Raw genomic sequence first — 12,081 nt, 5'->3', positions numbered from 1 at the left:
TTTCTGTTGATTTGTACTGTTTAGCCCTTTCGGGAATGTTTATTTCCTGTCACCTATTTTATTATAAGCAAATTTTATCCTGTACATAAATGCTGTTCTATGCGTATTTATTAGGGATGTTGCAGCTCATTATCAAGCCGTATTTGCCTCATGATCTCATCTCGTATTGTTTAGCACAATCGATTGCTTAAATTACGCAAACGATTTCGTTGTTTTAGTATGCCTGATAATCCCAAATCTGTGTATATCATTGTTGCATCAGTTAACCTAGTAATCACCATTTCTTAATAAACGGAAGAGGGTGAACTAACTAATTAAGAATATAACCTAAGTATGCACTTATGATGAAAAGATTCTATTGCTTTTTAATCTTAGTTTTTCCTGTATCTTTCCTGCAAGCAGCCGATTTTCCGGAAGGATATACTGCAAATACTAACCGATATCTTTTACAGGATACCGTGAGTACCGATACGCTCCTTCTTCAGCGGCTTAATCCTACAGCTGTCAAATTGGGGACTGCTGATTCGGTACATATTCAGACGGTTTCTACATTTCCTTTCCACAGTGTAGCTCAATATCTCAAAGGGGAAGTAGCAGGTGTGTACGTTCAGGAGAATACCGCTGAACCGGGGACAAACAGAAATATTGTCTTACGCGGATTGGCAGCACCGTTATTCTCCAATAAGGATATCAACGCTTCCCAACCCACTATTTTTGTCAATGGCGTGCCGCTGACTCAGGAAAATAACTTTTCGTATGGTATTCAGAAATATGATTACAACAGACTTGGGCCGGGAACAGATTTCGCAAGTATCTTTAATATCAATTCGATAGAATCTATCGAAGTCATTAAAGATCCGGCCAAATTAGCTGCATTGGGACCATTGGCTGCAAATGGTGCTATCTGGATCACAACTAAAGGGGGTAAATCAGGACCGAGTGAAATCAGTCTTAATTCTTACTACGGATTGAATACCCGAAAATCTGTCACTCCGGTCAATGCACAATATGAGAACATGTTCAGACAGCAGTTCTACTCCAAATATGGAACTGAACAAGACCGGCTCACGTATCCTTCTTATCTGGGAGATTCCACAAATGTAAATTACTATGGTCCGTCAAACTGGTTCGAAGAATATTATAAAAATCAGCCTTTATATTCTATTGACTTATCTTTAAGAGGAGGTTCAGACAGGGCCAATTTTAACTTTCTGGGTGGTCATACCAGTAATACTTCCAGTGCGGATGCCGCTAATTTCAAGCGTTATAATGCGACTTTCAATGTCAATATGGCACCAGCTGAATGGTTTAATTTTACAGCATATGTCAATGCTTCCAGAGTAGAACGTAAGCGCAACCGTTCTTTACGGGACAGAATTTCAGAGACAGGATATCTGCCTGATCTGAGTATTCCGATGTCACCCAATCGTGATGTATATACGCGTTACCTGAAAGAATTTGATAAAAACGTGGACGGCAACGTCATGAATGCTGTGCAGGCTTTTATATCGGCAGATTTCTCCATACTAAGTAATCTTCGCTATACCACTAAATTCTCAATCGACTATAACGAGGGATTAAGAGATGTGTTTTATGCATCTTCCCTGATGGATGACAACAACTATGTTTCCAATTACAACGGTTATAACCAACGGTACAAATTTGATCATGCTCTAAATTACAAACTTGGAAAAGATACTGATCATCAGTTAGATCTGACTGCAGGAATGGAATATATGGAAGACCTTTACCGGTTTACATACACCAAAACGTATGACGGGCCTAATGATTTCATCAAGTTAAACCTTAAAGAATCTACTCTCCCTACTTACAGATATACGAATCGTGAGGACCTGAGAGTATATTCCTTTTATGGAAATGCGAAATATAAGTATAAAAATCTTTTGGATCTGAATGCTGTATTGCGCTATGATGGTTCATCTACTGTCCAGAAGGACAACAGATGGCTGTTCACGCCGGCAGTGAGTGCAAAATGGAATGTGAAAAATCAGTTCTTCACTACGAATGACGGGATTAATGAACTTTCGATCAAAGCCGGATGGGGAAGAATCGGAAAATTGCTGACCATCAGTCGTTTTGCAACCGGGCCTCAGTATGCAACCGACCTTAACTGGAGTACAGAAGCCGGACTGGTTTCATATAATGGCTTCGCAGCTATCTCAAGACCATATACATTAGGCTGGGTAGGCTATGATGTAGCATGGCCGTATACAGATCATTTTAATATCGATCTGGAAGGTTCATTCTTTTCAAACCGGTTATCTGCGGGAATATCGTTATACAATAAAAATGACAAAAATCAGATCGCATCCATTCCTGTCCCGGCTGAATACGGATATACAGGTCGTTATATGAATGGCCTGAATGTCAATAATAAAGGGGTGGATGTTGCTTTGGGATTAAATCTGCTGACCAACCCGGACAAACTGCAATGGTCAAGTTCATTTAATTTTAATATCAACAAAAATACCCTCAAAGCCCTTCCTAATAATCTGCAGACATTAATTGTAGGTGATCGCAAGCTTGAAGTAGGAAAATCTGTTGATCAATTCTGGATATATCAGAATGCAGGTATTTACAATGCAGAAAGCGAAATCCCGGTTAATCCGAATACAGGACGTAAAATAATGTTTCAGGGCGTCGAAATGAATGCGGGTGATGCCAAATGGATAGATCAGAACGGAGACTATGATGTAAATGAAGATGACAAAATATTGGCAGGAAATGCAATGCCTAAGTTTGTCGGAGGATGGAGTAACCAGTTCAGATACAAAAACTTTGACCTGGGTTTTCAATGGTATTTCGCATTAGGACATAAAGCATTGAATCAGCGTGTTTCCAATCGTTACGACTTCATCAACAACGAATCTAACAATACCATTAATTCTGTAAAGGAGATTTTTCACTGGCAGCAGGATTTTGATATCACAAAATATCCGATTTACAACCCATGGAGCAGCAGTGTACCTTACCGTGTAGATCAGGATCTTTTTCTGGAAAACGCATCCTTCTTAAAATTAAGATCTGTCTCTGTCGGATATGAAATAGCGGGACTTAAAGAAAAGGTCAAAAGACTCAGAAAAGCGTATGTGTATGTAACAGGAACAAACCTGCTCACCATTACCAAATTCACAGGTGTAGATCCTGAACTTATAGACTTTAATGGCTATTACTCCGGGTACGGACTTCCGTTATCACCGACATTTACGCTGGGTTTCAAGTTAGATCTCTAACCAATTGATTACGATTTTATGAAAAGATATTTTAATAAAAAGAATGTTTCCTGTTTTTTGATGTTGATGACAGGGTTGACAGGAATGATAACCATTTCCTGTGAAAATAAACTGGACATCGATTCTGCAAATGTTGCTTCTGAAACAAAACAATGGACGGATATTTCAGATACCCGCTCTTCGTTGATGGGGTTGTATGGCCTTACCAGAGCCGCATTACAGGATAATAATGCACATTGGGTTTATGGTGAGATGAGAGGTAAAGATTTTGTGTCTTACAAACGCTCTGATTTGGAGGCCGTTTACAAAAATGATTTAAAAGCATCGTATCCAATGATCTCCGCATTGTCAAACTGGAGAAGATTTTATGCTGTGGTAAATGCAGCTTCCATCTTCATAGAGCGTGCTCCGGAGGTATATGAAAAAGATGAACGCTACACAGAGTTGAATCTTAAATATGATATCGCACAGGCACGTGCTATTCGTGCATTTGCCTATTTCTACATGGTTCGTATCTGGGGAGATGTGCCTTTGCTGACCAAATCCTATGATGACGGTAAATTTACAGAATTCGGAAGGACAGATCAGGCTTCCGTACTGGCTTTTGCAAGTCAGGAATTGTTAAAAGCGGCAGAAGATCTGCCTTACCTGTACGGGGTGAATCTACAGACCTACTACGGGGTCACATCCGTAGAATGGAGAGGTGTATTGTTCAACAAGCTGACAGCGTATGCGCTCTTGGCACATATTGCGGCATGGCAGGGGAAATACATTGATGCAGATGTGTTTTCAAAATTTGTTTTGGATAATTACGGTAAAGTAGGCTTGTTCTATTCCAATATTTCTCAACTGACGGGTCGGACAGGAATTTTCTCTTCTTCAGAAAAATATTCGCAGTTGCTTAATTTTCAGTCCTCTTATGCCTTTAATGAGGCAACAGCTACCGGGCATATCGAACAGTTGACGCTGGCCAAGCCGTTGACAAACAAGACTATGCCGGATATTTTTGTCCCTAAAGACAGTGTGATTACCATTTTTAATGACCCTAATGATACCCGTTTCGGTATTGACACGATCTCAGGGCTGACAAGGACCAATTACTTTACAAACTTCAGTGGCGAGATTCCGATTTTCAGTAAGATCAAAGTGATCAGAGACGGAGACGGAGACAGTGATTTCAATATTTTCGGATCTAATCTGGTCTTCACCCGACTGGAAGAAATCACGCTGTTAAGAGCTGAAGCCAAAGCAGCCTTAGGGGAGATCAGTGAAGCCCGCACACTATTGAATGTGATCAGAACAAGCCGCGGATTACCGGCTTTTCATGAGGGAAGAACAGAGAATATTGTTGATGTAATCTTCGAAGAAAGACGCAGAGAGCTGATGGGTGAAGGCTGGAGATGGTATGACATCATTCGTTTCAATAAGCTAAGGAAAAAGGATTCCAACGTCGTAAAACTTATAAATGATGGAGGAATTTACTGGCCTATCGCTACAGATGTGCTACGGAACAATTCACAACTTGTACAAAATCCATATTGGAAATAAAGATTATAACCACCTCATATTATGATTAGAATTCAACATATCTGGTTTGTATTCGCGCTGTTTATATTGACTGCAACCGTTTCCTGTGAGAAAGGTGACGAATACTATAAGGATTATCAAAACAATACCAAGGTTTATGATGGTACTATACTGAAGTATCTGGAAAGCCAAAGGGGAACTTATGATTCCTTGCTTCTGGTGCTGGATCGTGCGCCCGGACTTCGCTCCAAACTGATGGGTACAGAAAAATTCACATTTTATGCGATGACCAACCGGAGCTTTGAGATTGCCGTGAAGGCTCTCAATGCGACCCGCAAATTGACAAATAAAGCGCCTCTATATCTGGAAGACGTAGATCAGTTGGAACTTGACTCCCTGATGGGAAGATATATCTTTGAAGGTGAAGTAACTACAGAAACACTGTACCCCTATATAGATGGCCTGAAAGCCAAAAGTATCTATGGATACGATATGCATATGTACTATAATGTCACAAATGCTTCCGGCTTTGTTTCCGGAGGACAACAGGAAATCGAGTTTAGCGATGTCAACAACTCCATTTTCAAAAGATATTGGCAAACTACGACGACCACTGCTGTCAATCTGAAGACAACTAACGGAGTCATTCATTTCCTGTCGGCAAGTCACGATTTTGGATTCAATAAGTTCACTTCTAAGTTTTCTCAATAATGTATATGAACAGAAATTATATAAGCAATACGATAAAAGGCACTTTAGCTCTGTTATCTGTTATACTACTCTCTTCGTGTAATAAAAATCTGCCGGATCATCTGGATGCATTGGATAATGATGTGACATACACTACCACTACCTATGAGCCGGTATTAGGCAGAACGACCCTGTTCAATAATAATGTGAATGTGGGTAAAAATTCTACCCTTCCTTTAGACTTTAAAATTTACAGTATCCGTACGGCAGACGGAGATCCTGCACCGGAACTAACCAGTAAATTTCCGGTCAAAGTATGGAAAAAAGCGTATACAGGAGCTGAAACTACATTGGCTGAGATCGAGAGTAAGCGTGAAGTGCAGTACAGACCTCTGTTAGAGATCCAGGAAAAATCCGGAGAGATCACGATGTGGAATCCGGGGAGATCCAGCTTCGTAAAGAATAGTCCTGATCCGGGTTATGTTTTCGATGTAGAGATAAGTAATACAGGAGGTCGCAAATTTGCAAGAAATCTGAAATTAAAGCCTTACAAAGAAAGACCTTACGAACCATCAACCATCGATCCTGCTACAGGATTGTCTCTTCGTCCGTATGTGTTTCCTTCTTTAATGGTGAATACCGTTGGCGAACGCACTGGGCAGTTTCTAGGCTTTGGAGATATGGTTGTTTATTTCTTTAAAAATGAAGAACAGGCCGGAAATTCCCTGACCTTCAGTTTTGTAGATTCTTTAAACAATTATATCAATCCGGATAAGTTTAATGCTACGAACTGGGAAAAACTGATTCACGGATTTGATATGGTCAAGACCAATCAGAAAGTAACGTATAAGGTTGCTTATCCTATTCCATTGATTAATCAGAGAACTGACTATACGAATATAGATGGTACAAGAGCCAGCGTGACCTTTGCATACAGACGACTTGGTTTCGGAGGGGGCAGTGTGCTGGCAAGACTAGGGTTAGATTTTGCAATTTTTGAAGAAGGCAATTGGGAAATTCAATTCCGTTTTACGGGCGAATCACCAAGATTTACTAATGAATAACCCCCAACTTATTAATCAGAAATTATGAAAAGTATATATATTATTTTATGTTTTGTGTGCACGTTCTGTAGTTCCGTTGCTTTTGCGCAGAATGTTACAGTGAGGGGGATTGTGAAGAATAGTGCAAATGGCGAAACACTAAGTGATGTCTCTATTTTGATAGAAACACCAAGAAGAGCAATCGGTACTTCCGGAAGAGACGGATCTTTTGCGGTGACTGTTCCTGCCAATTCCACATTGTTATTTACATTTCAGGGAACACAGGTTCGCCAGAAAATAGAAGCCGGAAGAACCGTCTACAATATCAACATGGCTATAAAGGAAAATGTGATAAACGAAGTAGAGGTCACCGTAGGATATCAGGCACGTAAGAAGACATCCTTTACAGGATCTGCAGTAGTCATATCCGGAAAAGAAATACAGGATCAACCCGCTGCAAACTTTACCGATTTACTACAGGGAAAGGTTGCCGGACTTAATGTACAGTTGAATAACGGTACTCCCGGAGTTCGCGGATCCATGGCTATCCGTGGTATTTCCAATATCAATGTGCAGGGATCTGGAGATAATGCTTTCCTGACACCCACATCTCCTTTGTTTGTTATTGATGGTATTCCGATCGAAGACAACGCAAATTACGAGTATGGATTTCAGTCGGCAGGCCCTGGTATCAGTCCTATAGCCATGATTCCTACTGAAGATATTGAAGACATTACCGTATTAAAGGATGCACAGGCAACTGCACTTTATGGATCAAAGGGTGCATATGGTGTAATCCTGGTGACGACCAAGCGCGGACGTTCTAAAGTGCCGATTGTATCTTACGAGAGTAAACTGTTTATTAATGCGGTACCGGGGCTGAGAAACGTAATCGGAGGAAAGGGTGAACGTTATCTTCGCTTGCAACAGATACTTGGTTACGATTCAACCTATAATTCAGCGTTGCAGCATATCAATGATTCGCCTATGCTGGCAGACAGTTTGAACGCTTTCTACAATAACTCTACAGACTGGCAATCCTATTTTTACAGACCAACTGTCAACAATAGCCAGAATGTGAATATATCCGGAGGAGATCAGGCCTTCAACTATAAAGTGAATACCGGCTATTATGATGAAAATGGTATTATTAAGAATACCGGATTTACACGCTATTCTCTTCAAATGAATATGCAATATATGCCTTCTTCTAAGTTTAGATTAATGGCATACCTGAACAGCTCTTTAGCTAAAAACAGTACCGGATCAGGGAATGCGCTGCAGCAGTCGGGTGTCGGCAGCTCGGCTAATACTTCTTCTCTGTTGCCATCACCGTCTTTATTTACGGGAAGTAGTGATGCACTGGCTGCTCTCAATGTCCTCAATGACAGTAAAACCGGTAATCTCTCTTCTCAGGTAGAAATTCAGTATGAGCCTATACCTGGTGTGCGGGCGTCATCTACGCTTAATTACAATTACCTCAGAGGGACACAAGATCGTTTTACACAAGGCGCTTTGAATGCGGATAAATCTGAAGTATACTCTTATAATGACAGGACCAATACATTGTACAATAGAAATCTATTGGCCTATAATAAGACATTTGCTGAAAAACATAATCTGAGTGTATACGGATTTGCTGAATTTGAAGTGGTGAATAAGAGAGGAGATGAAATGAGTATTACGGGTACACCAAATGATCAGATAACAGTCGGATTAGGATACGATACCCGCAATCAGAAAGGTGGAACATTATATAAAATCACACAGGAAAAAAGAACGGTCGGTTATGCCGGAAGTTTTTCATACAATTATAATGAAAAATACTATATAGATTTTACATACAGAGTCGACGGTACCTCTACTACAGGAGGACTGAACCCTTGGACATACCTTCCTACAGGGGGGCTTCGCTGGAACTTCAGTAATGAAAAATTTGCTGAAAACTGGGATTGGTTATCGCTGGGATCCATAAGAGGTACATGGGGTAAGAATATCATCCCCGTAGGTACCATTTATGATGTGTACGGTAAGTATTTTCAGGATGGCAGAACATACAATAACCAACCTACCGTATCTATTGATCTGGGAGCGATACCGAATGTGAACCTGCAGCCACAGACGAAAACAACACTCAATTTGGCTACAGACTGGGCATTTTTCAATAACAATCTGACATTCACATATGAGTATTATTACAGTCAGAGTGATAAGATGTTAAGAAAAAAGCTAATCTCTACAGAGAATGCGTTTGAAGCGGTTAATTCCAATGAGACCAGCGTTGTTAACAGAGGACATGAATTCCAGTTTAACTACAGACCACTTAATAACAAAACATGGTCTCTGTCCTTTAACGGAAACTTTGCCATCAATCAGGATATTACAGCAGCATTGCCGGATGGCGTAAGGCAGCTGTTGATCAAAGATGAATCCAACTATTATCAGGATATTCTTTACCAATTGGGAACGAATACATTATCCAACGTGTTATTTCACTACAGAGGTGTGTACAGAACAGATGATGATGTGCCTGTAGATCCGCGTACCGGAATGAAATACCGTACCGGAGGAATCTTTGGTGCAGACAGAGAGTTCAGAGCCGGTGATCCGATATGGACCGATCTGAATGGTGACTATATTCTGGATGAAAAAGATCTGGTTGTAGTTGGTAACTCGCAGCCTAAAGTAACAGGAGGTTTTGGTGCATTTATTAAATACAAACAATTCTCTCTGCAAACAAACTTTGTTTTCACAATCAAACGTGATATCCTGAACAATGCGCTGGCGGATCGTTTCAGAAGCTATTCTAATCCACGAGGACTGGTTACTTATGACAGCAATGGTAAACCAATTATGCCGGGAGCATTAGTGCCGCTTAGTCAGTATAATATCTGGACACAACCGGGAGATGATGCCTACTATCCGAATCCGTTTGATTTTATCCGAAATGAACTGAATGATTTTTACAGATATAACCAAACCCTGTTCCAGGAAGACGGATCATATCTGAAGTTCAATTCGGCAACATTTTCCTACAACTTTGACAGAGAGTGGACCAGACGTATGGGAATTTCAGGTGCCCGTGTTTATTTCTCCGGAAATAATATCTATACATTCTCGAAGTATTCAGGACCAGATCCGGAGTTGGTATCTGATTTAGGAAGAGATTCCTCTAAAGGATATCCGAGAGCGCGTAATTATACATTAGGTTTAAGTGTCCAATTTTAATTCAGAAAATTATGAAACGATTATTATACATAGGTTTTACACTGATTACCACATTATTTGTGACATCATGTGGAAAGGACTTTCTAAATGTAACACCAATCGATAACCTCTCCGGTAATAATTATTGGAAAACTAAGGCCGATTTTGAACAATTCACAGGAGGTATCTATTCCACTTTCAGAGAAGCGACAATGCGTCAGATCTTTTTTCCGGCTACCGGAGATTTCAGATGTGCCCCTATCAACAGGGCTCCCGGATCCAACGGTGCCGGTGCGACATTCAATCACCTGACCTATTTAAAGTTCAATGACCTCAAAAGCTTATTTGCACAGTATTATAAACCGGAGCGTGCCTTTGGAGAAAACAATGATTATTTTGGTTTTCAGCAGGTCCGCAAATGGAATAACTTCTTCCTCATGGTACAGAAAGCTAATATTCTGTACTACCAGTTAGAGAATGTAGGAAGCGGAATTCTGTCTGAGGCGGACATCAAAAAATATAAAGCTGAGGCGGTATTTTTACGTAATCTGGCCTACTTCTTTATGGTCAGAGTATGGGGAGACGTTCCGTATTATACACAAGCTTTTCACAGTACCCCAAGTCCCCGTGTAAATTTTGTAGAAGTATTACAAAAAGGGATTGCAGATATGTCTGCCCATTATAAAGATCTGCCCTGGACATACGAAGATCAATCTATCGTGGCAATACGGGCGATGAGAGGAAGTGCTATTGCGCTGATGATGCATATGAATATGTGGGTAGCCGGATTTTCATCTAACAAAACTCCGTTTTATGAAGCTACAGCAGCATTGGGAAAAGAAATAATGGAAGAAAACGGAGGTGCTTATACATTATTACCACTGGAAAGAACCAAGGAGATCTTTAAAGGACGTACTAAAGAAGGGTTATTCGAAATTGCACAAAACTTTAACTACGGAGAGTCTTTCCATTTGTCATCTACTTTTTCTGACTATGTATTGCGTGCACCAAATAAAGTTGTTACCCGGTCATATATCTATTACTCCAGTAAGTTCTTGGAAAAGCTTTATCCTCCCGGAGAGCGTGATCTGAGAAAATCATACTGGTTTGACGAATTTATGTACAATACAGAAGGCCAGTTTCAGATGTTGAAATTTGTCAATGTCTTTATGGAAGAAGGGGAAGATAACAACCCGGATGATAATCAGGTCGTCTTTCGCTATAATGATGCTATCATGCTGCGCGCAGAAGCATTGGCAGAGCTGGAAAGAGACGGAGAAGCCAAACTGGTTATTAATGAGGTGCGCAGAAGAGCTGGCGCAAAAGAAGCAGCTTCTGAGAATGGAAAAGATTTGAAAGACCTGATCTGGTACGAACGCGCCAGAGAGTTGATGGGAGAAGGACATTGGTACTATGATCTGGTACGTACAAAGAAAGTAATCAACGCCGAATATACAGAAGCGCCGATGTCTGTAGACGCATTTAATAGAGGAGGATGGACCTGGCCTATCGATCAATCTGCTTTTGCAAATAATCCTTTTATGACATACAATGCTTATTGGAACTAATCAGATAGAAATTATGAAACTAAAGAATATATTTTTTCCGGCCATTATTTTTATAATCATTGGTCTTAGCGCATGTAAAAAAGAATATTACGAAGAGACGGGGAAGCATGATCCTAAATACAATGGTACCATATGGCAATATCTGCAAGGCCGTAAAGACCTTTTTGATACCTTGACCAAAGTAGTGGAATATGCGGGGATGAAAGACATTCTTGACAAAGAGAGTGTTACCTTCTTTGCTCCGCCTGATATGAGCATTGTGAAAGCGATGAAAGAACTCAATGAATATCTTGTAAGCCGCGGTCAGGATACGGTAACATCCTACAAACAGGTAGATCCTTCTGTCTGGAAAGATTTTCTAGGGATGTATATCATTAAAGATAAATACGTATTAAAGGACTTTCCGCAATTGGATACAATTAACCTGGAAACTTTTGGTGGACAAGGATATACAAGCTACTCCGGAAGGGTGATGAATATCGGGGTATTGTATAATGATACCAAGACTGTAAATTCTAACGGCGATATACAGATCATTAAATATAGCGGTTACAGACAGCTTTACCTTAATTATGTGGAGAATTATTCGTCATCTAATAATCTTTTCAGTATGACAACAGGACCAGTTGCTACTTCAGATATTCAGCCGACTAACGGAGTGCTCCATGTTCTGCAGTTCAGCCGGCATATTTTTGGATTCCAGCGTCTGGATTTTGTACGAGCAGCAGTAGATAAAGGAATCAAACCTCTAAACTAATATTGACCAAGATGAAATACAGATATATACAGATT

General features: G+C 40.3%; 7 protein-coding genes. All 7 read left to right on the top strand.

All coding sequences use genetic code 11. From position 1 onward, the window contains the following. The first annotated feature begins 341 nt into the window (after nt 1-341). From HMPREF0766_RS12760 to HMPREF0766_RS12730, 7 genes are read left to right on the top strand one after another with little or no spacing between them, the layout of a single operon-like run. Complete coding sequence (locus HMPREF0766_RS12760; protein WP_002997885.1) at nt 342-3,254, top strand: SusC/RagA family TonB-linked outer membrane protein; 2,913 nt, start codon at nt 342-344, stop codon at nt 3,252-3,254. 18 nt (nt 3,255-3,272) lie between these two features. Then, nucleotides 3,273-4,802 (top strand): RagB/SusD family nutrient uptake outer membrane protein, encoded by a 1,530-nt coding sequence (locus tag HMPREF0766_RS12755; RefSeq protein ID WP_002997883.1) that lies wholly within the window; start codon nt 3,273-3,275, stop codon nt 4,800-4,802. A 21-nt stretch (nt 4,803-4,823) separates the two neighbouring features. After that, entirely contained in the window at nt 4,824-5,492 is a 669-nt protein-coding gene (locus HMPREF0766_RS12750) for a hypothetical protein (protein WP_002997880.1), read from the top strand. A gap of 5 nt (nt 5,493-5,497) precedes the next feature. Beyond that, nucleotides 5,498-6,535: a DUF5007 domain-containing protein gene (locus HMPREF0766_RS12745; RefSeq protein ID WP_236590633.1), complete on the top strand. Its 1,038-nt coding sequence runs from the start codon at nt 5,498-5,500 to the stop codon at nt 6,533-6,535. A 24-nt stretch (nt 6,536-6,559) separates the two neighbouring features. Further along, on the top strand, nt 6,560-9,742 hold the full coding sequence (locus HMPREF0766_RS12740) for a SusC/RagA family TonB-linked outer membrane protein (protein WP_002997876.1): 3,183 nt from the start codon (nt 6,560-6,562) through the stop codon (nt 9,740-9,742). A gap of 11 nt (nt 9,743-9,753) precedes the next feature. After that, a complete protein-coding gene (locus tag HMPREF0766_RS12735) occupies nt 9,754-11,289 on the top strand; it encodes a RagB/SusD family nutrient uptake outer membrane protein (RefSeq protein ID WP_002997874.1) in 1,536 nt (511 codons plus the stop codon). A 13-nt stretch (nt 11,290-11,302) separates the two neighbouring features. After that, nucleotides 11,303-12,046 carry a fasciclin domain-containing protein gene (locus tag HMPREF0766_RS12730; RefSeq protein WP_236590634.1) on the top strand — a complete coding sequence of 248 codons (744 nt, stop codon included), beginning with the start codon at nt 11,303-11,305 and terminating at the stop codon, nt 12,044-12,046. The last annotated feature ends 35 nt before the right edge of the window (nt 12,047-12,081 follow it).

This window comes from Sphingobacterium spiritivorum ATCC 33861, from assembly GCF_000143765.1.
GTDB lineage: Bacteria > Bacteroidota > Bacteroidia > Sphingobacteriales > Sphingobacteriaceae > Sphingobacterium > Sphingobacterium spiritivorum.
The sequence above is the reverse complement of the archived record's forward strand: the minus strand, read 5'-3'. Positions and strand labels throughout refer to the sequence as shown.